The organism is Pseudomonas sp. EA_65y_Pfl2_P74 (genome assembly GCF_963970575.1).
Classification (GTDB): Bacteria; Pseudomonadota; Gammaproteobacteria; order Pseudomonadales; family Pseudomonadaceae; genus Aquipseudomonas; species Aquipseudomonas baetica_A.
The window spans coordinates 1-23,148 of record NZ_CAXAOQ010000034.1; the positions used below are offsets into that span (position 1 = coordinate 1).

At 59.2% G+C, this 23,148-nt stretch carries 18 protein-coding genes; 8 read left to right on the forward strand and 10 right to left on the reverse strand.

Translation table 11 applies throughout. The features are described from left to right. Nucleotides 1-434: 434 nt before the first annotated feature. On the forward strand, nucleotides 435-1,211 hold the full coding sequence (locus tag AACY18_RS23490) for a ferredoxin--NADP reductase (protein ID WP_339431413.1): 777 nt from the start codon (nucleotides 435-437) through the stop codon (nucleotides 1,209-1,211). 43 nt (nucleotides 1,212-1,254) lie between these two features. On the opposite strand, the gene mscL is transcribed toward AACY18_RS23490, so the two are convergent. After that, entirely contained in the window at nucleotides 1,255-1,668 is a 414-nt protein-coding gene (mscL, locus tag AACY18_RS23495; RefSeq protein WP_339431414.1) for a large-conductance mechanosensitive channel protein MscL, read from the reverse strand. A 285-nt stretch (nucleotides 1,669-1,953) separates the two neighbouring features. Here mscL and katB point away from each other — a divergent pair, with 285 nt between their 5' ends. From katB to radA, 3 genes are all read left to right on the forward strand, one after another. Then, nucleotides 1,954-3,495 carry a catalase KatB gene (gene katB / locus AACY18_RS23500; protein WP_339431415.1) on the forward strand — a complete coding sequence of 514 codons (1,542 nt, stop codon included), beginning with the start codon at nucleotides 1,954-1,956 and terminating at the stop codon, nucleotides 3,493-3,495. A 61-nt stretch (nucleotides 3,496-3,556) separates the two neighbouring features. Continuing rightward, entirely contained in the window at nucleotides 3,557-4,102 is a 546-nt protein-coding gene (locus AACY18_RS23505) for an ankyrin repeat domain-containing protein (protein ID WP_339431416.1), read from the forward strand. 46 nt (nucleotides 4,103-4,148) lie between these two features. Next, nucleotides 4,149-5,516, forward strand: a complete 1,368-nt coding sequence (gene radA / locus AACY18_RS23510) for a DNA repair protein RadA (protein ID WP_007909773.1) — start codon at nucleotides 4,149-4,151, stop codon at nucleotides 5,514-5,516. A gap of 34 nt (nucleotides 5,517-5,550) precedes the next feature. Here radA and AACY18_RS23515 read toward each other — a convergent pair whose 3' ends face one another. Next, nucleotides 5,551-5,919: a PilZ domain-containing protein gene (locus tag AACY18_RS23515; RefSeq protein ID WP_339431417.1), complete on the reverse strand. Its 369-nt coding sequence runs from the start codon at nucleotides 5,917-5,919 to the stop codon at nucleotides 5,551-5,553. A gap of 159 nt (nucleotides 5,920-6,078) precedes the next feature. Between AACY18_RS23515 and AACY18_RS23520 the strand changes: the two genes are divergently transcribed. The 3 genes from AACY18_RS23520 (at nucleotide 6,079) to yjiA (ending at nucleotide 9,486) form a co-directional block, all read left to right on the forward strand. Continuing rightward, nucleotides 6,079-8,145 carry a carbon starvation CstA family protein gene (locus AACY18_RS23520; protein ID WP_221730122.1) on the forward strand — a complete coding sequence of 689 codons (2,067 nt, stop codon included), beginning with the start codon at nucleotides 6,079-6,081 and terminating at the stop codon, nucleotides 8,143-8,145. 15 nt (nucleotides 8,146-8,160) lie between these two features. After that, the gene (locus AACY18_RS23525; RefSeq protein ID WP_201228575.1) at nucleotides 8,161-8,358 is read left to right on the forward strand and encodes a YbdD/YjiX family protein; all 198 of its coding nucleotides are present in this window, start codon (nucleotides 8,161-8,163) and stop codon (nucleotides 8,356-8,358) included. A 153-nt stretch (nucleotides 8,359-8,511) separates the two neighbouring features. Continuing rightward, the gene (yjiA, locus tag AACY18_RS23530; protein ID WP_339466263.1) at nucleotides 8,512-9,486 is read left to right on the forward strand and encodes a GTPase; all 975 of its coding nucleotides are present in this window, start codon (nucleotides 8,512-8,514) and stop codon (nucleotides 9,484-9,486) included. Nucleotides 9,487-9,604: 118 nt separating this feature from the next. On the opposite strand, the gene AACY18_RS23535 is transcribed toward yjiA, so the two are convergent. The 5 genes from AACY18_RS23535 to AACY18_RS23555 all read right to left on the reverse strand — a co-directional run bounded on the left by AACY18_RS23535 (nucleotide 9,605) and on the right by AACY18_RS23555 (nucleotide 18,024). Next, a complete protein-coding gene (locus AACY18_RS23535) occupies nucleotides 9,605-10,315 on the reverse strand; it encodes a GntR family transcriptional regulator (RefSeq protein ID WP_339432753.1) in 711 nt (236 codons plus the stop codon). A gap of 24 nt (nucleotides 10,316-10,339) precedes the next feature. After that, nucleotides 10,340-11,044, reverse strand: a complete 705-nt coding sequence (locus AACY18_RS23540) for a FadR/GntR family transcriptional regulator (protein WP_339432754.1) — start codon at nucleotides 11,042-11,044, stop codon at nucleotides 10,340-10,342. A gap of 50 nt (nucleotides 11,045-11,094) precedes the next feature. After that, entirely contained in the window at nucleotides 11,095-12,408 is a 1,314-nt protein-coding gene (locus AACY18_RS23545; RefSeq protein ID WP_339466265.1) for a C4-dicarboxylate transporter DctA, read from the reverse strand. Nucleotides 12,409-12,684: 276 nt separating this feature from the next. Then, on the reverse strand, nucleotides 12,685-13,938 hold the full coding sequence (glyA, locus tag AACY18_RS23550; protein WP_221730117.1) for a serine hydroxymethyltransferase: 1,254 nt from the start codon (nucleotides 13,936-13,938) through the stop codon (nucleotides 12,685-12,687). Between the two features lie 237 nt (nucleotides 13,939-14,175). Further along, the gene (locus AACY18_RS23555; RefSeq protein WP_339432756.1) at nucleotides 14,176-18,024 is read right to left on the reverse strand and encodes a sensor domain-containing protein; all 3,849 of its coding nucleotides are present in this window, start codon (nucleotides 18,022-18,024) and stop codon (nucleotides 14,176-14,178) included. A 286-nt stretch (nucleotides 18,025-18,310) separates the two neighbouring features. On the opposite strand from AACY18_RS23555, the gene ettA reads away from it, so the two are divergent. Then, nucleotides 18,311-19,975, forward strand: coding sequence for an energy-dependent translational throttle protein EttA (gene ettA, locus AACY18_RS23560; protein ID WP_339432816.1), 1,665 nt, complete (start codon nucleotides 18,311-18,313; stop codon nucleotides 19,973-19,975). A 135-nt stretch (nucleotides 19,976-20,110) separates the two neighbouring features. Here ettA and AACY18_RS23565 read toward each other — a convergent pair whose 3' ends face one another. From AACY18_RS23565 to AACY18_RS23575, 3 genes are all read right to left on the reverse strand, one after another. Further along, nucleotides 20,111-20,605: a GreA/GreB family elongation factor gene (locus AACY18_RS23565; RefSeq protein WP_339466267.1), complete on the reverse strand. Its 495-nt coding sequence runs from the start codon at nucleotides 20,603-20,605 to the stop codon at nucleotides 20,111-20,113. A 71-nt stretch (nucleotides 20,606-20,676) separates the two neighbouring features. Further along, nucleotides 20,677-21,033 (reverse strand): hypothetical protein, encoded by a 357-nt coding sequence (locus AACY18_RS23570; RefSeq protein ID WP_339432758.1) that lies wholly within the window; start codon nucleotides 21,031-21,033, stop codon nucleotides 20,677-20,679. Between the two features lie 216 nt (nucleotides 21,034-21,249). After that, entirely contained in the window at nucleotides 21,250-23,103 is a 1,854-nt protein-coding gene (locus AACY18_RS23575) for an Lnb N-terminal periplasmic domain-containing protein (RefSeq protein WP_339466268.1), read from the reverse strand. Between the last annotated feature and the right edge of the window lie 45 nt (nucleotides 23,104-23,148).

Here is a 23,148-nt window from a genome sequence, read left to right on the forward strand (position 1 = left end):
GTCTGGCCAGACAAGAAACTGGGAGCCGATGGGCACTGTGATGTTGAACCCGGATCGGCAGCAGCAGACCGAGAAAAGAGCGGCATAGTTAGACGGCGACGCGACAACAACCTTGAAAAACGCCGTTAACTGCGACTCCTTCCAAGTTTCCATTAGAAACTCTCCGTTGGTGTTGCATAGGGGGCGCCGAATGGATCCAAAAACCCGGCACGGGTCGAAGTGTAGGATATTTCCTGCGTGTGGTTTTAAATTATTTCGCTCTTGAAGATGTCGGTGTGTTCAGTAAATGTTCTTAGCGACGAAAGATTTTTAACTCATGTGGTCATTCTGGATTTTAACTAAAGGGTGGGTTTTTCGAATGCCATTACCAATCATCGGTGTTTAGACGGGGGGAATTGCGGGACACTGGTGTCAATCGTTTATCGGAGCGCTCCATGACCGCCAGTGCAGAGAAGTACACGGTTCAGACATTGATCGACGTGCAGCCGTTGACCCCCAGTCTATTCACCTTGCGCACCTGTCGTGATGCAGGCTTTCGCTTCCGTGCGGGGCAGTTTGCCAGGCTTGGCGTAACCAGGGCCGATGGCAGCACCGTGTGGCGCGCTTATTCGATGGTGTCGTCACCCTTCGACGAGTTTCTTGAGTTTTTTTCGATCGTGGTACCGGGCGGTGAATTCACCAGTGAATTAAGTCGGCTGCAGATCGGCGATAGCTTGCTGGTGGATCGGCAGGCATTCGGCTATCTGACCCTTGATCGCTTCGTCGACGGTCGGGACCTGTGGTTGTTATCCACAGGCACGGGGGTGGCGCCTTTTCTGTCGATTCTGCAGGACTTCGAGGTCTGGGAAAAATTCGAACGGATCATTCTGGTGTACAGCGTGCGCGAAGTGCGGGAGTTAGCGTATCAGCCGCTTATTGCCGGGCTGGCGCAACGTGAATACCTGAGCGAGCACGCACACAAGTTGCAATTCATCCCGACAGTCACGCGACAAGCGCATCCCGGCGCGCTGAGCGGTCGCATCACTGCGCTGATCGAGAACGGAGAGCTTGAGCGTGTCGCGGGTGTCGAGCTATCTGCAGAACACTCGCGGGTCATGTTGTGTGGCAATCCGCAGATGATCGACGACACTCGTGCACTGTTGAAAAAACGGGGGATGAGCTTAAGCCTCACTCGCCGCCCTGGCCAGGTGGCCGTGGAAAACTACTGGTAAACAAACGGCGCCCGAAGGCGCCGTTGTTTATCGCGTGCAACGTTCAGGGCTGATTGTTCTGGGCCTTGAGCAGATCGCGGATCTCGCCCAGCAATTCTTCTTCTTTGGTTGGCACCGGAGGCAGGGTCGGGGCCACGGCTTCTTCGCGTTTGAGGCGGTTGATGGCTTTGACGCCCATGAAGATCGCGAAGGCGACGATTATGAAGTCGAGCACGGTCTGAATGAATTTGCCGTAAGCCATCACTACCGCAGGGGCGCTGCCCTCGGCGGCTTTCAGCGTAATGGTCAGGTCACTGAAGTCGACACCACCGATCAGCAGGCCGATCGGCGGCATGATCACGTCACCGACAAACGACGAAACGATTTTGCCGAAGGCGGCACCGATGATGATACCGACGGCCATGTCGACCACATTGCCTTTGACCGCGAAGGCCTTGAACTCGCTTAGCACGCCCATAGGTTATTTCCTTGTTACAGATGAGTTTGGTGTACGCAGTGTAAATCAGCAAAACGCGTCCTGCGCGAAACACCTTCTTACAATGCCCGTTTTTATCGACACACTAATCGACGATTAGTTTGCAAAGTGCCACTAATCGCGCGCGAAATACGCCGTAACACCATGAAAAGGAAGAAAAATCTATCAATCATCGAGTTACGAACTTTCTATTTATGTTCGCCGGTTTTGCCCTCTAGCCTCTGTTTGGCGCACCTGGATGCGCCCAAAAAACCAGAGGAACCTGATATGACTTCCACGCTTGGCTTAGGGGCTTTTCCCCATCGCCGCACCCTTGGCGTACTCACCGCCAGCCTTCTGACCTTCTCCGTGCATGCCGCGCCCCTGACCCGGGATAACGGCGCAGCGGTGGGTGACAATCAGAATTCGCAGACTGCCGGTGCCAATGGCCCGGTGCTGCTGCAGGATGTGCAACTGATCCAGAAGCTGCAGCGTTTCGACCGCGAGCGCATTCCCGAGCGTGTGGTACATGCACGCGGCGCTGGCGCCCACGGCACTTTCACGGTCACCAATGACCTCAGTGACCTGAGCAAGGCCAAGGTCTTTGCCGCCGGCCAGAGCACGCCGGTTTTCGTGCGTTTTTCCGCCGTGGTGCACGGTAATCACTCCCCGGAAACCCTGCGCGACCCGCGCGGTTTCGCCACCAAGTTCTACACCGCCGATGGCAACTGGGATCTGGTGGGCAACAACTTCCCGACGTTCTTCATTCGCGATGCGATCAAGTTCCCGGACATGGTGCACGCCTTCAAACCTGATCCGCGTACCAACCTTGATGACGACTCTCGCCGGTTCGACTTCTTCTCCCATGTACCGGAAGCCACGCGCACGCTGACCGAGTTGTATTCCAACTCAGGCACGCCAGCCAGTTATCGGGAAATGGACGGCAACGGCGTACATGCTTATAAGTTGATCAATTCAAAAGGTGAAGTGCATTACGTAAAGTTTCACTGGAAGAGTTTGCAAGGCATAAAGAATCTGGCGCCTAAAGAAGTGACGAAAGTTCAAGGTCAGGACTACAGTCATATGACCAATGACTTGGTGACAAACATCAATAAAGGCAATTTTCCGAAGTGGGACTTGTACATTCAGGTTCTGAAACCGCAAGACTTGTCCAAGTTTGATTTCGATCCGCTGGATGCAACCAAGATCTGGCCGGGTATTCCAGAGCGAAAAGTTGGACAAATGGTACTGAACCGTAATCCGGCAAACGTGTTTCAGGAAACCGAACAAGTTGCCATGGCGCCGGCCAATGTTGTGCCGGGTATCGAGCCGTCGGAAGACCGTTTATTGCAAGGCCGAGTATTCTCTTATGCCGACACGCAAATGTATCGCCTGGGTGCCAACGCCCTGCAACTACCGATCAACGCGCCAAAAGTTGCGGTGAATAATGGCAATCAGGACGGTGCGATGAATGGGGGTGCCAGCCACTCCGGCGTGAACTATCAGCCGAGCCGTTTGCAACCGCGCGAAGAGACGCAAAGCGCGCGTTACAGCCCATCGGCGCTATCGGGCAGCACCCAGCAGGCGAAAATTCAGCGTGAGCAGAACTTCAGGCAGGCCGGCGATCTGTATCGCTCGTTCAGCAAAAAGGAACGTCGTGATCTGATCGACAGCTTTGGCGGCTCGCTGGCCACCACTGATGACGAGAGCAAGCACATCATCCTGTCCTTCCTTTATAAGGCTGATCCCGAATACGGCACCGGCGTGACTAAAGTGGCCATGGGCGACCTGAGCCGAGTCAAGGCGCTGGCGGCCAAACTGGTCGACTGATTCAGCGTTGATGCGACGCGGGGTCTGAATCCGGGCCTCGTTTCGCTCAAGGAGAGTGCTTATGCGTATCTGTCTTTTGTGGCTATCGGGTTGTCTGTCGTTCGCCGCGTGGGCGGCCTCCCCTGAACAGGGGCCCGACGCGATCAAGGCTCAACTTCAGGATTACTATTTCGACGCGGCCCGACGCGGCGACGTACCGATGCTGGACACCTTCATCGAGTCCGGTTACTCCCTCGATACCCGCGACAGCAAGGGTTACACCGCGCTGATTCTGGCGGCGTATCACGGTCAGGCGCCGGCGGTTGAAAGGTTGCTCGCCGCCGGGGCCGATGCCTGTGCTCAGGATCAACGCGGTAACACGGCGTTGATGGGGGCGATTTTCAAGGGCGAGTTGCAGATTGCTCGCCGCCTGATGGCGACCGACTGCAGCCCCGACCAGCGTAACGGCGCCGGGCAGACGGCAGCCATGTACGCCGGATTGTTCAAACGCCTTGAGTTGCTCGACGCACTCAAGGCCAAAGGTGCCGACCTGAATGCCGAAGATCCGCTGGGCAACAGCCCCACGCGTCTGGCCGGCGGAGAAATCCGCACCGCCGCGCCGCGCTGATCGGTGATGGCTGCGTTATCATCGCGGTTTTGCCCCGGGGGTTCAGATGGCCAAGGCCAAGCGCATGTACGGCTGCACCGAGTGCGGCGCCACTTTTCCCAAATGGGCCGGCCAGTGCGGTGAGTGTGGTGCCTGGAACACCCTGACTGAAACCATGATCGAAAGCGGCGGGGCCACCGCGCCCACCGGTCGTACCGGTTGGGCCGGGCAGCAGGCGCAGATCAAGACGCTGGCCGAAGTCAGCATTGAAGAGATTCCGCGGTTTTCCACCGCGTCGGGCGAACTCGATCGCGTGCTCGGCGGCGGTCTGGTAGATGGTTCGGTGGTGCTGATTGGCGGCGATCCGGGGATCGGCAAATCGACAATTCTGTTGCAGACCCTGTGTAACCTTGCCAAGAGCATGCCGGCGCTGTACGTCACCGGCGAAGAGTCCCAGCAACAAGTGGCCATGCGCGCGCGCCGTCTCGGCTTGCCCCAGGATCAACTGCGGGTGATGACTGAAACCTGTATCGAAACCATCATCGCCACCGCCCGTCAGGAAAAACCCAAGGTGATGGTGATCGACTCGATCCAGACGATCTTCACCGAACAATTGCAGTCGGCGCCTGGTGGTGTCTCCCAGGTGCGGGAGAGTGCGGCGCTGCTGGTGCGTTATGCCAAGCAAAGCGGCACGGCGATTTTCCTTGTCGGTCATGTCACCAAGGAGGGCGCGCTTGCCGGGCCTCGCGTGCTGGAGCACATGGTCGATACGGTGCTGTATTTCGAAGGCGAGTCCGACGGACGCTTGCGGTTGTTGCGCGCGGTGAAGAACCGTTTTGGCGCGGTCAATGAGTTGGGCGTGTTCGGCATGACCGACAAGGGGTTGAAAGAAGTCTCTAATCCTTCGGCGATTTTTCTGACGCGTGCTCAGGAAGAAGTCCCGGGCAGCGTGGTGATGGCAACGTGGGAAGGCACTCGGCCGATGTTGGTGGAAGTGCAGGCGTTGGTCGATGACAGCCACTTGGCCAACCCGCGCCGGGTAACGTTGGGGCTGGATCAGAACCGGTTGGCGATGTTACTGGCGGTTTTGCATCGGCACGGCGGTATTCCGACTCACGATCAGGACGTGTTTCTCAATGTGGTCGGCGGGGTGAAGGTGCTGGAGACGGCCTCTGACCTGGCATTGATGGCGGCGGTGATGTCGAGCTTGCGTAATCGGCCATTGCCCCATGATCTGCTGGTGTTTGGTGAAGTAGGCTTGTCTGGCGAAGTGCGTCCGGTGCCGAGTGGGCAGGAACGTTTGAAGGAAGCGGCCAAGCATGGCTTCAAACGGGCGATCGTGCCCAAGGGTAATGCGCCGAAGGAGTCACCGCCGGGGCTGCAGATCATCGCCGTGACCCGCCTGGAACAGGCCCTCGACGCGCTCTTCGAATAAACACTCAGCACCTTGGTGGGAGCGGTAGTGGCTTCTAGATTTCGATCAGAGCGCCCAACTCGCGCTCCAGCTCCTGCGGATCGCCCAGGTTGAACTCAATCAAGCGCCGCAGGCGTTCGATGGACTCCAGGTTGATGTGCTTGCAGACGAAGCCGAGCTGGCCATGGTCGTCATGGGTCAGTTGCGCATCCATCTTGATGACGACCTCATCGTTGAGATGGATATCGACCAGGAAATGCCGCTCCCGATCACCTGGCCACGGCTCAGGCTTTTCGATCAACAGACCCTTTAACGACAGGTCGATCAACTTCACTGGCCAGATGTACTCACCCTGTCTCAGCTCGGTTTTGGCATCGAACGCGATGCGTTTGAAACGGCGACGCTCGTCAGGTTGTTCGCTCATGGCGCAATCCTCCGGATGTTCGCTGACTATAGACCCGCATTCTTCAACCGTGCCAGTGCAGACAAGCGTCTAGACCAACGTCGGGGTATGGCCTTTGTCGCCAGTAGCGCTAAACTCGGGGTGGCTGTCTTTCTTGTCCACCCTGGCTGGAATAAAAAAATGAAAAATAATAATAGCCTGCTACGCCACTTACCCTGGCTAGTGCTGGCAATCGTAGGAGCGTGCGCCCTGGGCGTAGTGGCATTGCGCCGAGGCGAGGCGATCAACGCCTTGTGGATTGTGGTCGCTGCCGTGGCCATTTATCTGGTTGCGTATCGTTACTACAGCCTGTTCATCGCGAACAATGTGATGCAACTCGATGCGCGTCGGGCCACCCCCGCCGTGCTCAACAACGACGGTCTGGACTACGTTCCAACCAACAAACACATTCTCTTCGGTCACCACTTCGCGGCCATTGCTGGCGCGGGGCCGTTGGTCGGCCCGGTATTGGCAGCGCAGATGGGGTATTTGCCTGGCACGCTTTGGCTGATTGCCGGTGTGGTGCTGGCGGGCGCGGTGCAGGACTTCATGGTTCTGTTCATGTCGACCCGTCGCAACGGCCGATCCCTGGGCGACATGGTGCGTGAAGAAATGGGCCGCATTCCCGGCACCATCGCACTGTTCGGCTGCTTCCTGATCATGATCATCATCCTTGCGGTGCTGGCGCTGATCGTGGTGAAAGCGCTGGCGGAGAGCCCGTGGGGCATCTTCACCGTGATGGCGACCATCCCGATCGCGATGTTCATGGGCATCTACATGCGCTACATCCGTCCGGGTCGCATCGGCGAGATTTCGGTGATTGGCGTGGTGCTGCTGCTCGGTTCGATCTGGCTGGGCGGGCAGATTGCCGCTGATCCGGTGTGGGCCAAGGCCTTCAGTTTCACCGGCATTCAAATCACCTGGATGCTGATCGGTTACGGCTTCGTGGCGGCGGTTCTGCCGGTATGGCTGATCCTTGCGCCGCGTGACTACCTGTCGACCTTCCTCAAGATCGGTACGATCATCGCGTTGGCGATTGGCATTCTGGTGACCATGCCTGAGCTGAAAATGCCGGCATTGACCCAGTTCGTCGACGGCACCGGCCCTGTGTGGAAGGGCGGTCTGTTCCCGTTCCTGTTCATCACCATTGCCTGTGGTGCGGTGTCGGGTTTCCACGCGCTGATCTCCTCCGGCACCACGCCGAAGCTGCTGGATAACGAAACCAACGCCCGTTACATCGGTTACGGCGGCATGCTGATGGAATCGTTCGTCGCCATCATGGCCATGGTGGCGGCTTCGGTGATCGAACCGGGCGTCTACTTCGCCATGAACAGCCCGGCCGCCGTGGTGGGTGGGGATGTTGCGTCAGTGGCGCAGATGGTCAGCAGTTGGGGCTTTGCGATCACGCCTGAGGCGCTGCAAGCCGTCGCCCATGACATCGGTGAAACCACCATTCTGGCCCGTGCCGGTGGTGCGCCGACCCTGGCGGTGGGGATCGCGCAAATCCTGCACAGTGTCCTGCCGGGTGAAAACACCATGGCGTTCTGGTACCACTTTGCGATCCTGTTCGAAGCGCTGTTCATCCTTACCGCTGTGGACGCTGGCACCCGTGCCGGACGTTTCATGCTCCAGGATCTGCTCGGCTCTTTCGTTCCGGCGCTCAAGCGTACCGAGTCGTGGACGGCCAACCTGATTGCCACCGCCGGTTGTGTGGCAATGTGGGGCTGGTTGCTGTACCAAGGCGTGATCGATCCACTGGGCGGCATCAACACCTTGTGGCCGCTGTTCGGTATCTCCAACCAGATGCTGGCCGGTATCGCGCTGATGCTCGGCACTGTGGTTCTGATCAAAATGAAGCGTCAGCGCTACATTTGGGTCACGCTGCTGCCAGCCACCTGGCTGCTGATCTGCACCACGACGGCGGGTTTCATCAAACTGTTCGACGCCAACCCGGCAATCGGTTTCCTGTCGCTGGCCAAGAAGTACAGCGATGCCTTGGCCAACGGTCAGATTATTGCCCCGGCCAAGAGCATCGATCAGATGCAGCACGTCATTTTCAATGCTTACACCAATGCCACGCTGACCGCGCTGTTCCTGTTCGTGGTATTCAGCATCCTGTTCTATGCGCTCAAAGTCGGCATCGCCGCCTGGGGCAAAAAAGAGCGTACGGATAAAGAATCGCCATTCCAGGCTCTGCCGGATGCGTAACCAGAGGATTGCACCATGTTCAATGACCTGAGTCGCCTCGGTAAATACCTCGGTCAGGCTGCGCGCTTGATGGTCGGCATGCCCGACTACGACACCTACGTCGAGCATATGCAAACCAAGCACCCGGACAAACCGATGATGAGCTACGAGATGTTCTTCCGCGAACGTCAGGAGGCCCGTTACGGTGGCAAGGGTGGGCCCAAGTGCTGTTGAGCTGACAGCCTGAGGTTGCTGCAATCCCCCTGTGGGAGCGGGCTTGCTCGCGAAAGCGCAGTGTCAGTTGATGATTGTTCTGACTGATGCACCGTCTTCGCGAGCAAGTCCGCTCCCACATTTGTTTTGTGTTTCTTTTAAGGAGATCGAGTTTTGTCCTCTCCCATTCCGGTCACGGTACTCAGTGGTTTCCTCGGTGCCGGCAAAACCACCTTGCTGCGCCATCTATTGAAAGCCGAGCACGGCCTGAAAATCGCCGTGATCGAAAACGAATTCAGCGACGCCGGCATCGACACGCAGTTGCTGGGCGACGAGCCGGTGCAAGTCATGACCCTGGCCAATGGCTGCGTCTGCTGCACCATCCACACCGATCTGACCAAAGCGCTGTACCTGCTGCTCGAACGGTTGGATAGCGGCGAAATCGCTTTCGACCGCCTGGTGATCGAATGCACCGGTCTGGCCGATCCGGCGCCAGTCGCGCAAACCTTCTTCATTGATGAAGAATTGCGTGAGCGCTACATTCTCGACGGCATCATCACACTGGTCGACGCGGCCCACGCCGAGCAGCACCTGACCCAGACCATCGCCCAGGCGCAGATTGGTTTCGCCGACCGCTTGCTGGTGAGCAAGACCGATCTGGTCGACGAAGCGGCATTCACGGCGCTGAGCGAACGGCTGACGCGGATCAACCGTCGTGCACCGATTCGTGTGGTCGAACACGGCAATATCGATCTGGCCGAGTTGCTCGATGTGCGCGGCTTCAACCTCAATGCCGACCTGGGTGGCGGGCTGAGTCTGCGGCCGGTGAGCCAGGCGCCGTCCATCGACCGCATCTGCAGTCTGGTGCTGCGCACTGAGCAACCGCTGGATATCGATCAGCTCAGTGAATTCATGAATGAATTGCTGGAGGCGCACGGCAAGCAATTGCTGCGCTACAAAGGCGTGCTGCACATTGCCGGTGAAGATCGACGGTTGGTGTTTCAGGGCGTTTTGAAACTCTACGGTTTCGACTGGGATACGGAGTGGGCCGAGGGTGAGGCGCGGGACAGTGTGATCGTGTTTATTGCCGATGATTTGCCGGAAGAGAAAATTCGGGCGGGGTTTGCCAGGGTGGCGGCGCAAGGCTAAATGTTTGCGCAGGCATTAAGGGCCTCTTCGCGAACAAGCCCGCTCCCACAGGTTATGGGGTTGGTCACAAAATCTGTGGTCACCCTCAATCACTGTGGGGGCGGGCCCGCGATGGCGATCATCCGGTGGCGCACTGTTCATTGACGCAATACAACAGAGTGTCTTCCAGATGATCCAGATGTTGGTTCATCAGCATCCCGGCTTTGCAAGCATCCCCACATTCCACTGCCTCAACAATCGCCAAATGCTCCTGCCACGCGCAACAACCTCGCGTGAGCCCTGCGCTGCGCGCAATCGCCAATGACGTCAGCGGCACCAGACTGCCGAGAAAATGCGCCAGCGGTGCATTCCCCGCCATGTGTGCCAGTTGCAGGTGGAACTCCCCGGACAACCGAATCGCCATCGCCCGCCGATCCTGCTCGACAGCCTGGCGTTCACGCTCGATCAACGCTCGCAGGCGCTTCAATTCTTCGGCCTGTGGCCGCTGACAAGCCAGGCGCACCAGCGTGCTTTCGGTCAGGCGCCGTGCATGCAGGGTTTGCCGCGTTTGTTCGGCATTCAGCGCGGTGACACGCGGGCGATGATTGGCGCGCAACACAATGATGTGTTCATGGGACAGCTGCGTCAGCACCCGCCGCACGTCCGCACGGCTGACACCGAACATCTGCCTGAGGCTGTCTTCGGTGAAACGGCTGGCAGCATCGAGACGCTGTTCGAGGATCGCGTCGAACAGTCGCGGATACAGATCGCCCACCGGCACTTGCAGGCGGGAGAAGGGCAGGGCCGCCGAGGTCTGGCGAGGGTGCGACGGCGTGGCAAGACTGTTCATGGCCGGTCTCCAGTGTGAAGAAATTCAGGTGTTCAAGTGGTCTTCCGGAATGTTCAGCTCGATGCCCATCCGCTGGCCTTCGCGCAGGATGTGTCGACGCATTTCGGCACTGGCCTGAGCGCTGTTTTTGCTGCGGATCGCGCGCACCACCGCTTCGTTTTCTTCGAGGCGTTCGGCCAGATGTTCCGGGGAATTGCGCAGCACGTCGGCACTTTGCTTGAGGGCGTTGCTGGTCTGTTGCACCACGCTTTGGAAAATCGGGTTTGAGGTCAGGGTGAACAATTCTTCGTGGAAGGCGATGTAGGCGCTGACCCCGGCTTCGCTGTCGCCGGCCTCCAGGGCTTCGCGCATGTCCATCAGGGTCAGGCGCAACTGGCCGACTTCCTTGCTGCTGATCGATTGGGCCACGAGGCCGACAATGAACGGCTCCAGGGTGTAGCGCAGTTGCAGCACGTCTTCGAGGCTGGCGCCGGCCACTGCGCTGTCGTGGCTTTGGCTGTCACTCCGTTGCGCGTCGAGCACCACCACGCCTTTGCCCGGCATCGAGCGCACCAGGCCGAGGGTTTCCAGGACGATCACCGCTTCGCGCAGGCTCGGGCGGCTGATGCCCAGTTGTTCGGCCAGTTCGCGCTGGCCGGGCAGCATGTCGCCGGAGCGCCACTGACCACGGGCCAGCGCGGCCCGGAGTTTTTCTACGACTGAGTTGACGACGGTTGAGGTGGTAATCACTTGTCTTGCTCCATGAGCCGTGCCTGCGGGTCAGCAGGCACGGCGGTCATTCAAAATTCTTTGGCGGCTGCTTGAGCGACCGGTTTTCTCGCTTGAAAGGTATAGCCCTGCTGACCGCTGAGCACCTTGTTCGCGCGTTGCACATCGATGTCCTTTTCCCAGCGCGCGATGGCGACGGTGGCGACGCAGTTGCCGATCAGGTTGGTCAGCGCTCGGCCGATGCCCATGAACCAGTCCACCGCCAACACCAACACCAGACCGACCACGGGGATGGCGGGAATCGCCGTCAGCGTTGCGGCGAGAATCACCAGCGCCGAACCGGGAATGCCGTGGGCACCTTTGGAGGTGATCAGCGATACCAGCAGAATGGTCAGCAGATCGGTCATGGCCAGCGGTGTGCCGGTGGCGTTGGCGATGAACACGATGGCCAGGGTCAGGTAGATCGAGAAACCGTCGAGGTTGAACGAGTAACCGGTCGGAATCACCAGCCCGACGGTCGAGCTGCCGATGCCCAGATGTTCCAGTTTGCGCATGATCTGTGGCAATACGGCGTCGGAGGACGCGGTGCCCATGACGATCAGCATTTCTTCACGCAGGTACTTGAGCAGCGGCCACAGGCGCAGTCCGGACAAGCGCATTACCAAGCCAAGAATCAAAGCGACAAAGGCCATGCACGTCAGATAGAACAAACCGACCAGACTGCCCAGATGCTGCAGCGAATCCAGGCCATATTTGCTGGTGGTAAACGCGATGGCGCCGAACACGCCAATCGGCGCCAGACGCACGATCATGCCCATGATCCGGAAGATCACATGGCTCAGCTCGTTGATCAGCCGCGAGATCCCGGAGGCGGCTTCGCCGACCAGATTCAATGCGCTGCCGAACAGCACCGAGAACAACAGCACTTGCAAAATGTTGTTGTTGGCAAAGGCACCGATGACGGAGGTCGGGATCAGATCCATCAGGAACTGCGTAGTGGTGTGTATGTGCTGGCCGCGTTCGGCGATATCGCCGATGTCGGCGGCGGACAGTTGCTCCAGATGGATATTGGCGCCGCTGCCGATCCCGGTGCTGAACGCAAACACCAGGCCGATCACCAAGGCGATGGTGGTGAGCACTTCAAAATAGATGACTGACTTGAGGCCGATGCGCCCGACCTTCTTCAGGTCGCCCGCGCCACTGATGCCGCTGACCACTACGCAGAAGACGATCAGGCCGATGAGCATCTTGATCAGTTTGATGAAACCGTCGCCTAGGGGTTTGAGCTGGGCGGAATATTCGGGAAGGGTCAGCCCGCAGACGATGCCGAGCACCAGTCCGAGAACCACTTGGAGGAAGATTGAACGCGAGCACCATCTGAGCATGGGAGGAATCCTGGTCGGTGTCCTGGCTGCCGTGTGCGGGGCACATCAGATTCAGGACTTAATTATTGTGGTCTTACCGGTATGTCCAGTGCAGGCGCAGTCTAGGCGCTGTTTTTTACGGATCGCAAGTTAAAAATGACGAATTGGCATGACCGGTCTTACCAGTTGTGCGCAATCCCCCGATCTTGAGCGGTTGTTGACCCGAAACTTTTTTGCAGGCGAAAAAAAACCGGCCATCACTGGCCGGTTCTTCATGCTGCGGGTTTAACGTCGCACTTAAGCGCCGTAGACCGGCAGTTTCTTGCAGATGGCTTTGACTTTCTCACGAACGGCGTCGATCACCGCTTCGTTGTTCAGGTCAGCCAGGATGTCGCAGATCCAGCCGGCCAGTTCTTTGCACTCTGCTTCCTTGAAGCCACGCGTGGTCACAGCCGGCGTACCGAAGCGCAGGCCGGAGGTGACGAATGGCGAGCGTGGATCGTTAGGCACGGAGTTCTTGTTCACGGTGATGAACGCTTTGCCCAGCGCGGCGTCGGCGTCTTTACCGGAGATGTCCTGCTTGATCAGCGACAGCAGGAACAGGTGGTTTTCAGTACCGCCGGAGACCACGTCGAAACCGCGCTCGATGAACACGCCGGCCATGGCTTTGGCGTTTTTCACCACTTGTTGCTGGTAAGTCTTGAACTCAGGCTGCAGCGCTTCCTTGAAGCAGATCGCTTTGGCGGCAATCACGTGCTCCAGCGGGCCACCCTGGGCGCCCGGGAATACGGCGGAGTTCAGCTTCTTCTCGATGTCGGCGTTGGCGCGAGCCAGGATCAGGCCGCCACGCGGACCGCGCAGGGTCTTGTGGGTGGTGGTGGTCACCACGTCAGCGAAAGGCACCGGGTTCGGGTAGACGCCCGCGGCGACCAGACCGGCCACGTGAGCCATGTCGACGAACAGGTAAGCGCCAACCTTGTCAGCGATCGCGCGAAAGCGTGGGAAATCCAGAATCTGCGAGTAGGCAGAGAAACCGGCCACGATCATTTTCGGCTTGTGCTCAACAGCCAGACGCTCGACTTCGTCGTAGTCGATCAGGCCGTTGGCGTCGATGCCGTACTGCACCGCGTTGTACAGCTTGCCGGAGGAGGAAACGCTGGCGCCGTGGGTCAGGTGACCACCGTGGGCCAGGCTCATGCCCAGAATGGTGTCGCCACCTTGCAGCAGCGCCAGGTAGACAGCGGCGTTGGCTTGGGAACCGGCGTGCGGCTGAACGTTGGCGTAATCGGCGCCGAACAGTTCTTTGGCGCGGTCGATGGCCAGTTGCTCAACCACGTCGACGAACTCGCAACCACCGTAGTAGCGCTTGCCCGGATAACCTTCGGCGTACTTGTTGGTCAGTACCGAGCCTTGAGCCTCCATCACCGCAGGGCTGGTGTAGTTTTCCGAAGCGATCAGCTCGATGTGTTCTTCCTGGCGCTGAGCTTCTTGCTCCATGGCGGCAAAAAGATCGGCGTCGTACTTGGCAATAGTCAAATCACGGCTGAACATGGCGGTCCTCAAGGATCGGGGGCAGAAAAGGGGGGCATTCTAACCCAATGGGTTTTGGATGGCATATGAAACGACATCATGTCGCAGACAAGTGGCATTCATGACAGATGTGCGGTGTTTTTACTGGCCGCTTCGCGAGCCGGCTCGCTCACGCTAACCGAGGCCAGCCTGCGATTTTGTGATCGACATCAATCCTTGTGGAAGCGAGCCTGCTCGCGAAGGCCGCGCCACAGATTTTCAGTCGAACATGAAGAGCGCATCGTTACTGAATTGCGCCTCGAACCGGCTCGCCGGCATTGGCCTTCCAAACAGATACCCCTGCACCTCATCGCAGCCATGCTCACGCAGGAAGTCCAATTGCTCATGGGTTTCCACACCTTCGGCGATCACCGCCAGGTTCAGGCTGTGGGCCATGGCGATGATCGCCCGGGCAATCTGTGCGTCCTGCTCGCCGGACGGCAGGCCGTCAACGAAGGTGCGGTCGATCTTCAGCACGTCGATCGGGAATTGCTTGAGGTAGTTGAGCGATGAATAACCGGTGCCGAAGTCGTCGACCGCAATGCTCAGGCCGAGGTTTTTCAGCCCGTCGAGAATCTGCATCGCCTCGCAGACTTCGCGCATCAGGATGCTTTCGGTCAGTTCCAGCTCCAGGCACGCCGGCGGCAGGCCGGTTTCCTTGAGGATATTGGCGATTCGCGTGCCAAGTTGGCCGTCGGAGAACTGCCGCGCCGAGATGTTCACCGACACTTTGGGCACACGCACGCGGTTCTGGTGCCAGGTCTTGAGTTGGCGACATGCTTCGCCGATCACCCAATCACCGACGTCTACCACCAGCCCGAGTTCTTCCAGTACCGGAATGAAATCTCCCGGCGGCACCAGTCCGCGACGCGGATGACGCCAGCGCAGCAGCGCTTCGGCGCCGGTCAGGCGTTTGCCGTCGCCACTGAATTGCGGCTGGTAATACAGGACGAATTCGTTCTGCTCCAAGGCATGGCGCAGGTCGCTTTCCAGCTCCAGGCGCTCAAGCGCACTGGCGTTCATGTCGGCCTGATAGAACTGGAAGTTGTTCTTGCCGCGTTCCTTGGCGTGGTACATCGCGGTGTCGGCGTTCTTCATCAACTGGCTGAGCTCGTTGCCATCCTGCGGGCTCAGGGCGATGCCGATACTGGCCGTGACGAAGAACTCGCGGCCTTCAAGCACGAACGGGCGCACCAGACTCGCAAGAATTTGCTCGGCCACATGGATCGCGCGGTTCAGCGCCATCTCGCGGCTGGAGCGATGTTGCAGCAGCAGGGTGAATTCGTCGCCGCCCATCCGCGCCACGGTGTCGTCATCGTCGACGCAGGCCAGCAGGCGCGTGGCCATGTCCTTGAGCATGCGGTCGCCGGCGGCGTGGCCGAGGGAGTCGTTGATTGGCTTGAAGCGGTCGAGGTCGAGGAACATCAACACCACCCAGGACTTCTGCCGCTCGGCCGATTGCAGTGCGGTGTGCAGACGATCCTGGAACAGTGTGCGGTTCGGCAGGTGGGTCAGGGCGTCGTAATAGGCGAGACGATGAATCCGTTGCTCGCTGGCCTTGCGCTCACTGATGTCGCTGAAGAAGCACACGTAACTGGCCAGGTCGCCTTCGTCATCGAGCACGGCAGTGATGCCGACCCATGCCGGGTAATGTTCGCCGTTACGGCGCTTGAGCCAGACCTCGCCTTCCCAGGTGTTGTGCTGATGCAGTTGCTTGAGCACGTAACGCAGGTGCGCATCCTGTTGCTCGTCGACGGTGAGCATGTTCGGCAACTGGTCGAGCACTTCGCTGACCGCATAACCACTGACGCGGCTGAAGGCTTCGTTGGCCTGGACGATGTACCCGGCCGGGTCGGTGATCAGGATCGCCGACGTAGAATGCTCGAATACGGTGGCCGCCATGCGCAGGTCTTTCTCGGCGCGGCGCTGTTGGCTGATGTCGCGTCCGACGCCGAGCACGCCTTCAAACGCGCCGTGCTCGTCCCACACCAGCACCAGTCGCAACTCGATCGGGATCTTGCGGCCATCGGCGCGCAGGCAGTCGAACAGGAATAACTGCGTCTGCACTTGATTGCGCAAGATTGCCAGTTGCTCGGGTTTGTCCAGCGCCTTGCTGACCCGATCCATCAGGGTGTAAATACCGCTCAGTTGCTGCGGATTGGCGATGGTCGATTGCCAGCCGTTCTGGAAAATCCACTCGGCGTCGTAACCCAGCACCGCTTGCACCGACGGGCTGACGTAGTTCAGCGAGAGCTTGCTGTCGGTGGAAAAAATCACGTCGCTGATGCTTTCGGCGAGCATGCGGTAGCGCTGTTCGCTGTCGCGCAGCGATTCGCTGGCCTCGATTTGCTCGGTGATGTCTTTGGCCACACCGATGATCCGCGTGACCTGATCATGTTTGTCGCGGGCCAGCGCTTGTTCACGAATATCGAAGCGCCGCCATTCGCCGTCGCGGTGCCGGAAGCGCAACTGGCACTGAAGCAGTTGACTGTAACCGGCGTGACGCTGCATCTGACGCGAGCGATGGTAATAGTCGGCGTCTTCCGGATGCAGGAGTATTTCCCAGAAGTACTCCCCCATTTGATGCAGTTCGGTGCGGTTGTAGCCCAGCGTTTGGCCGAGGTGGTGGTTGCTGAAAATCATCCGTTGGCTGACCACGTCTTGCACATACAGATGATCCGGCACGGTACGCACCACGTCCGACCAGAAACCTTCGCGCTCCAGCAGCGACAGTTCGATGAGTTTACGGCTGGTGATGTCGTTGATGCTCAGGATCACCGCTTTATAGTCGTGCTGCTCCTGCGGCAGGCGTAAAACCATCCACAGGTGTTGATCGCGACCGTTGGTGTCCGGCAGTTTGATTTCCAGTTCCAGCTGACTTTGCTGTTGAAGTACGGCGTCGAGTACCTGATTGCCGATCGCGCAGTGAGGGTGCGGATGACCGTCGATCAACAGTTGCCAGGCGTCGTCGCAGGAGTTGACGTTGAGCAATTGCAGCGCTACCTGATTGACTTCGGTAACGCGCAATTCCTGCAACACCTGCTGACGCTGTTGCGGCTGGTCGAGCCAGGCCTTGAGTTGATCGCTGCTCTGGATCTGCGCCTTGTCGAAAAACTGTTTCAGGCCGGAGAGGTCCAGCACGCACAAGGCGACGCCGGTGCCGTCGAAGATGTCCTGATAACGCCGGCGCCCCTCATGAACCTGGCGCTGACGGCGACGCATGTTCAATAGTGCGATCACCGGCAGCAGCGAGAAGGCCAGGCCCAGTAGGCATTTGCCGATGAACGCGGGCAGCAATTCTTCGAGCACGCGCTGGCGGTCGAACAAACCACGCAGTTGCCAATCGCTGCTGCTCAGCGCAACGGTGAGCACGGTGTTGGCCAGATCGTCGGGACTCAGCACGCCTGGCTTGGCGGATGACAGTATTTCGTCGCGACTGATGATCTGGTGGTTGAGGCGGTTTTCCACCAGCCACAGCGGACGCAGGCCGGTTTCACTCTGCTTGGTCAGCGAGTCGAAGAATGTCGGGGTCAGGCGCAGTGCCCAATAACCACGAACGTTGCCGCTGGCCTGATGCAATAACAGGTGTACCACCGAGCCATCGTCGGCATTGCTGAAGTAGTGCGCTTGGGCGCGGCTGCGGCGTACCAGTTCGCTAAGGTAGTCGGCGTCGGAGCTTTCGGCACTGCTGTCGCTGAGGATTCTCCCGGAGGGGCTGAGCAACGCCAGGCTGCGCAGGTCCGGCAGTGATTTTTGAAGCTTGCGTAACAGCGCCTGCTGTTCGTCGGCTGATTGCGGTTGTTCGACGATCGGTAGCAGATTGAGGGCAATTTGCGCATTCAGCGCCATGTTCAGGCTGACCTGAGAGGCGAGGTCGGCGGTGTAATCGATGGTGTATTGGCGCTGGTTTTTCTGGGTTTCGTGCAATTGATCAAGCAATTGCCAGAACAGCAACGCCAGCAACAAGAGCACCAATGTGGCCAGCGCACCCTTTAATGTTCCGCGCAGGGGGGAGCCTGGCGCCGGTTGGGAGCTGCTCACGGAGGCTGGCGGAGTGACTTTGGACAAGCTGTAATCCTGCGGTTTGGCTGGACTGGCGCGACGTGCACTATAAGCCGGACGCCCGAAGGGCGGCTAGCATGCCTTGAGTCGTGGCGAAGTGCCAGCCCCGCGCGGCTGGACTGCCACCGGTCATTCAGGTAGCTTTGCCGGTTACGCGGGAGCGTTCCAGCTCCTAGACTCAGACTTTTTTCAGCGCGCACGCATTGATCAACATCAAGTGAACGACGCGCACGGTCTGGCCGGGCATCGCCTGCGCTCCAATCATTCATCTGTCACTGACCCAAGGTTCTCCATGGCTCAATACGTCTTCACCATGCATCGGCTGGGCAAAGTTGTTCCGCCGAAGCGGGAAATCCTGAAAAACATTTCTCTGTCGTTCTTCCCCGGCGCCAAGATCGGCGTACTCGGCCTCAACGGTTCGGGTAAGTCCACGCTGCTGAAAATCATGGCCGGCGTCGACACTGAGTTCGAGGGCGAAGCCCGTCCGATGCCGGACCTGAACATCGGTTATCTGCCGCAAGAGCCACAACTTGACCCCACCAAGACCGTGCGTGAAGTGGTCGAGGAAGCGGTCAGCGTGATCAAGAACGCCCAGGCGCGCCTGGACGAGGTCTACGCGGCTTACGCTGAAGAAGATGCCGACTTCGACAAACTGGCGGCAGAACAGGCCAAGCTCGAAGCCATCCTGCAAGCCAGCGACGGTCACAACCTGGATCGCCAACTGGAAGTCGCCGCCGATGCGCTGCGTCTGCCGGCGTGGGATGCCAAGGTCGAACATTTGTCCGGCGGTGAAAAACGCCGTGTGGCCCTGTGCCGTCTGCTGCTGTCCGCCCCGGACATGCTGCTGCTCGACGAACCGACCAACCACTTGGACGCTGACTCCGTGGCGTGGCTGGAGCACTTCCTGCACGACTTCCCGGGCACCGTGGTTGCGATCACGCACGACCGTTACTTCCTCGACAACGTCGCGGGCTGGATTCTGGAACTCGACCGCGGCGCGGGCATTCCTTACGAGGGCAACTACTCGGGTTGGCTCGAAGCCAAGTCCGATCGTCTGGCGGCCGAATCCAAGCAGCAGTCGGCTCACGAAAAAGCCATGAAAGAAGAACTGGAGTGGGTGCGCAAAGGCGCCAAGGCCCGCCAGTCGAAATCCAAGGCTCGTCTGCAACGCTTCGAAGAAATGCAGTCGCAGGAATTCCAGAAGCGCAGCGAAACCAACGAGATCTACATCCCGGCCGGTCCGCGCCTGGGCGACAAAGTCATCGAGTTCAAGAACGTCACCAAGGGCTACGGCGATCGCGTGTTGATCGACAACCTGTCGTTCTCCATGCCTAAAGGCGCCATTGTCGGCGTGATTGGCGGTAACGGTGCCGGTAAGTCGACCCTGTTCCGCATGCTGATGGGCAAGGAAACGCCAGACTCGGGCAGCATCGAAGTCGGCGAAACCGTGCAACTGGCTTGTGTGGATCAGAGCCGCGAAGATCTCGACGGCAGCAAGACGGTGTTCCAGCAGATCTCCGACGGTTCGGACCAGATCCGCATCGGCAACTACGAGATTCCGTCGCGTACCTACGTCGGTCGTTTCAACTTCAAGGGCGGCGATCAGCAAAAGTTCGTCAAGGACCTGTCCGGTGGTGAGCGCGGTCGTCTGCACCTGGCGCTGACCCTGAAAGAGGGCGGCAACGTCCTGCTGCTCGACGAACCGTCCAACGACCTCGACGTTGAAACCCTGCGTTCGCTGGAAGAAGCCCTGCTGGACTTCCCGGGCGCCGCCATTGTGATCTCTCACGATCGGTGGTTCCTTGACCGCGTCGCGACGCACATTCTGGCGTACGAAGACGACTCCCAGGCGGTGTTCTTCGAAGGCAACTACACCGAGTACGAAGCTGATCGCAAAAAGCGCCTCGGCGAAGCAGCGGCCCAGCCACACCGGGTACGCCACAAGAAACTGGCCTGATACTGGGCGGGTTGCATAAAAAGCGGAGCCTTCGGGCTCCGCTTTTTTGTGCCTGGTTTTTTAGCAGGGCTTTGATGGGCGGCAGGTGAGGTGGGCAACATTGGTCGCCGATGCGATGTGGGCCCAAGGCGTGGTTTACGAAGGTTCGACACGGATCACTTCAATCAGTTGGTCACCGGCGGGGCGCTGCCACAGCACCTCGTCGTTAAGCTGGGCGCCGAGCAATGCCCGGCCCAGTGGTGAGCCCCAGTTGATCAAGCCTTTGGCGGCGTCGGCCTGGTCTTCACCCACCAGTTGCACGCGGCGCTCGGTGTTGTGTTCGTCGGCATAGGTCACCCAACTGCCGATCTGCACCTTGTCGGTAGAGGTCGCGGCGACGGCGACTTGGGCACTGCCCAGACGTTGATTGAAGTAACGCAGATCACGTTCAAGATCGGCCAGACGTTGTTTGTCAGCCTGTTCACCCTTGGCCGATTGCTCGGCGTGCAGGGCTTGCAGCTCGGCGACTTTCCCCTGCAACTGGGCGAGCCCCAGCGGTGTGACGTAATTGGGTTGCGTGCTGACCTGCCGTTCGACGGGCTGATCGGCTTGCGCGGCGGCATTGTCTTCGTTAACGAAAGCGCGGCTCATGGTGTCCTCCTCTTCATAGAGTTTGGGCCATGGTCGCCGGCATTTGGTTTCACTGGATGTCTGGAAGCGACCTACTGCGAGCGGTAAGCCCGCCCGGCGCCCTGATCTTTCTGGCGCTGCCAGGCGCGTTCGCGTTCGTCCCAGTGTTCGTTGCGATACTCTTCGCGACCCTTGTTTTCCAGCATCGCCTGACACTGGCGAAAGCCGTCGGTCCAGCCTTCGGCGTATTGGTTGTCCTTGAGATAGCGCGGCACGTTCTTGCGGAATTCGCCGCTGATCGAGCCGGCCGCTTGCCGGCCGCTGACACAACCGTCATCAAAACCGTCGGCGAAGGCCGGTGGGTAACCTTTGGCGATGAAATCTTCGTGAGTGGTCTGGCAACCGCCCAGCATCAGCAAAACACCCAGCAAACCCGCACACCGCCACATCGCACTCTCCCGCGCCGGTTCTCGGCTGATAGGGAAAGTCTAGAAGGGGATTCGTCGGGCGTTGGTGAAAGGCGTGTGAGTAATTCGTTGAACACTGGAGATTCCTGTAGGCGGGCTTGCTCGCGAAACCGGTGTGTCAGCCGACATTTGAATCGCCTGACACGACGCCTTCGCGAGCAGGCCCGCTCCCACAGGGGTTATTTGCTGGGCTTCAGATCAGTAGTGATACCACTTCACCTCGAGCATGACTTCGGTTTCAGGCGTGGCCAGATGACTGAACTCGCGTTGCGCACTCAGGCGCAAACCAAGGTTGCGCGACAATTCCCACTGCTGATTCAGGCTCAGGCTACGGCGCACTTCGCCGTTGGTGAAGTAATCACCCTTGGCCTCCAGGCTCAGGTTGCCCAGCGGGTTTTTCCACAGTACGCCGCTGTTGAAGCCTGCGGCTGGCGCAATGAAACCGGCGAAGTCATTGTTGTGTTCGACACGTACCGTGCCCAGGGCAAACCCGAGCACATCTTCGCCCAACTGCCACGTACCACCGCCGCCACCGTTGACGTGGCTGACCAGGGTTTCGTCATCATGCTTGCCCGGCACACGCTCAAGGCCGCCGGTGACTTGCCACGACAATGGCTGCAACAACTCATTGCGCGGCGTCAGCGAGCGAATGGTCGCCAGATCCAGTTGCTGGAATTGCCAGTGGTTGCCTTCGTACTGGCGCAGCTTCATTTGCAGGATTTCGATCTGCGCGCCGAGCGGGAAACTTTCGGCGTTGTCGTTGAGGTCGTGATAGGCCATGCGCAAGCCGTATTCGCCGAACGCACGATCACCACGGGTGCCGAGACCGGCCTGCCAGGTGCGCGATTCGTGGCCGTCTTCAGGCAGGCCCGGTTGCGCAATGTCCAGTTCGGGGGCGGGGTTCTTGTTGATTGCCCGCAGCAGTTCGAAACTGCGTTGCGCTCGTTGCGGATCGCGCTCCTGGCCGTTGGCGCGGTAGCGTTCCAGGCGATAAGCCGCATCGATGATCAGCGCTTGGCGCTCGCGAGGCAGCGCTTTGAATGTCGGCTCTTGCAGTTGCTGTTGATCGGCGCTGACGTTCAGTACCCACGCCTGTTCGTCATCGGTCAAAGGCTCGGCGCGACTGAGCAGTTCACGTTCACGAGAGGGGCGGTATTGAATGCTTTCCACCAACCCGGCTTCTTTCACCGCTTTGACCGTGTCGGTGGGAATTGCCGTCAGCGGGAATTGTTCGGTCAGGCGCAAACTCGGTCGCGCGACCTGCAGCAATTCGAGCAAGCGGTAGGAGCAGTTTTCGTCGAAGAAGAAATAGTCGAACTGGATCTGTTTCAGTTCCCACACATGCTCGACCATGCGCGCGGTTTCTTCTTGCGTCAGATTGAGCCGGTACTCCCACAGATCGCGGTTTTCCAGGCTGCGGTATTCGGAGAGTTTTTCCTGATACGGCACCAGCGCAAACAGCCCCGGGTAGCCCCCCATCAAGCCTTTCCAGGCGTACAGAATGCTGTTGTCCGAACCTTCGATGTAGGCGCCGAAGTTGATGGCGTAACTGAGCAGCGAGGTCTTGTCGGTCTGCACGTCAGCCTGATCGATGCGCAGCAACGTGTGGCCGAACATCGATGACGGGCTGTTGAGATAAGCCGCGGGGAAGATCATCACCGCGCTGTGCGGCGAAACGTCCTTGAACCACTTTTTGTACTCGGCACACGCAGGCGTTGGCAGGTCGCTCAGGTTGAGTTGCGTTTTGAGCCAGCGCGTGCGGGCGGGGTAGACGCATTGCGCGTGCTGCTCGCCGAGGCTGGCCGGGGCGTACAGCGCTTGTACCGTGGCGGCCAGTTCATGGTCGGGATGTTCATTGCCATCGGGCGCGAGGAAGAATTTCTTGTCGCTGACATAGCTGCGCCAGCCGCCGAGCTTGGCGGTTTCGTAGTGGCCGAGGGAAATCCAGAAGCGGTCATTGGCCAGTTGCTGCAAACGTTGAGGATCGATGGTTGGCGCGGCGGACAGCGGGGCGCAGACACAGAGCGCCAGCCAGGCAAGGCGTTTGAGCATAGTCGGCAACTTAAACAGGAAAGAAAAAAAGACCCAAGGAGGGAC

What these genes read in the sequence shown, in the direction of transcription:
- AACY18_RS23490 (WP_339431413.1), top strand. Translation starts at nt 435, where the DNA reads ATGACCGCCAGTGCAGAGAAGTACACGGTTCAGACATTGATCGACGTG.
- mscL (WP_339431414.1), bottom strand. Translation starts at nt 1,668, where the DNA reads ATGGGCGTGCTAAGCGAGTTCAAGGCCTTCGCGGTCAAAGGCAATGTG.
- katB (WP_339431415.1), top strand. Translation starts at nt 1,954, where the DNA reads ATGACTTCCACGCTTGGCTTAGGGGCTTTTCCCCATCGCCGCACCCTT.
- AACY18_RS23505 (WP_339431416.1), top strand. Translation starts at nt 3,557, where the DNA reads ATGCGTATCTGTCTTTTGTGGCTATCGGGTTGTCTGTCGTTCGCCGCG.
- radA (WP_007909773.1), top strand. Translation starts at nt 4,149, where the DNA reads ATGGCCAAGGCCAAGCGCATGTACGGCTGCACCGAGTGCGGCGCCACT.
- AACY18_RS23515 (WP_339431417.1), bottom strand. Translation starts at nt 5,919, where the DNA reads ATGAGCGAACAACCTGACGAGCGTCGCCGTTTCAAACGCATCGCGTTC.
- AACY18_RS23520 (WP_221730122.1), top strand. Translation starts at nt 6,079, where the DNA reads ATGAAAAATAATAATAGCCTGCTACGCCACTTACCCTGGCTAGTGCTG.
- AACY18_RS23525 (WP_201228575.1), top strand. Translation starts at nt 8,161, where the DNA reads ATGTTCAATGACCTGAGTCGCCTCGGTAAATACCTCGGTCAGGCTGCG.
- AACY18_RS23535 (WP_339432753.1), bottom strand. Translation starts at nt 10,315, where the DNA reads ATGAACAGTCTTGCCACGCCGTCGCACCCTCGCCAGACCTCGGCGGCC.
- AACY18_RS23545 (WP_339466265.1), bottom strand. Translation starts at nt 12,408, where the DNA reads ATGCTCAGATGGTGCTCGCGTTCAATCTTCCTCCAAGTGGTTCTCGGA.
- glyA (WP_221730117.1), bottom strand. Translation starts at nt 13,938, where the DNA reads ATGTTCAGCCGTGATTTGACTATTGCCAAGTACGACGCCGATCTTTTT.
- ettA (WP_339432816.1), top strand. Translation starts at nt 18,311, where the DNA reads ATGGCTCAATACGTCTTCACCATGCATCGGCTGGGCAAAGTTGTTCCG.
- AACY18_RS23565 (WP_339466267.1), bottom strand. Translation starts at nt 20,605, where the DNA reads ATGAGCCGCGCTTTCGTTAACGAAGACAATGCCGCCGCGCAAGCCGAT.
- AACY18_RS23570 (WP_339432758.1), bottom strand. Translation starts at nt 21,033, where the DNA reads ATGTGGCGGTGTGCGGGTTTGCTGGGTGTTTTGCTGATGCTGGGCGGT.
- AACY18_RS23575 (WP_339466268.1), bottom strand. Translation starts at nt 23,103, where the DNA reads ATGCTCAAACGCCTTGCCTGGCTGGCGCTCTGTGTCTGCGCCCCGCTG.